Genomic DNA, 932 nt, shown 5'->3' on the forward strand with positions numbered 1-932 from the left:
AGCCAATAATGTATCACACGAATTCGAGTTTCAGTCTGCGTTTATACAGACAAGCTCGACCGCCAAATTGTAATGGTCGCAATCGGGATTCCCGCAATGGAACTGATGATTTTCACTAAATGCGGAAAGCGCAAATATTTAACCCACAATGAGGTCACTCTATTTACTGATAGTGCGCGTAAATTTCCGCTAGACGTGCAAAGCTTTTGCCTAACGATCGCCTATACGGGCTGTCGCATTTCAGAGGCGCTTGCACTAACCGCCGAGAATATCGATTTCGAGGCGCAAGCATTGATCGTAAAATGCCTCAAGAAGCGCGGTAAAATCGTGTACCGAGGCATCCCGCTGCCGGCCGTTCTGCTGGAAATGCTGCGCACTCTTGTCGGACAAATCGGTGACCCAGCGAAACGATTGTGGCCCTGGTCTCGCATGACCGGCTATCGCCGCATTCGTGAAGTGATGGAAATTGCGGGAATTGAGGGCGAGCATGCCAGTCCGAAGGGTCTGCGGCATGGTTTTGCGGTTCAAGCCATCCAGGCGAACGTGCCGTTGACGCTGGTGCAGCGCTGGCTGGGTCACGCGGACATCAAGACCACTGCGATCTATACGTCGGCAATGGGTGCCGAAGAGCGCAGCCTTGCGGCACGCATGTGGCACGACGAGTCCGAGGAAGAAGCGACCAAGGCCCCGATCACTCCAGCAGCGACAAGTATATCGGCCCCTGCAGAACCCGCGCCGCGCCCTGTACGCGCCGAACCCTATCGCACGGGCATGCGGTACCGGCTGCAATATCAAGCACCTGCGGATGTCGCCGGTTCTTCGATCGGAATCCCCTCGCAACCCACCAAGAAGCAAGCGCTTTTGGCTGCCCGCGCTCCGAAAAAAACGTTACTCACGCATTTACGCGATTGCGCGCTGGTACAGTTTTGGCT

At 55.4% G+C, this 932-nt stretch carries 1 protein-coding gene; it reads left to right on the forward strand.

What is annotated here, in order from left to right; translation table 11 throughout:
• Window positions 1-96 precede the first annotated feature (96 nt).
• The coding region (locus SAZ01S_RS23325; protein ID WP_245825167.1) for a tyrosine-type recombinase/integrase at window positions 97-932 on the forward strand (836 nt) is incomplete at its 3' end.

This window comes from Sphingomonas azotifigens NBRC 15497 (assembly GCF_002091475.1).
GTDB lineage: Bacteria > Pseudomonadota > Alphaproteobacteria > Sphingomonadales > Sphingomonadaceae > Sphingomonas > Sphingomonas azotifigens.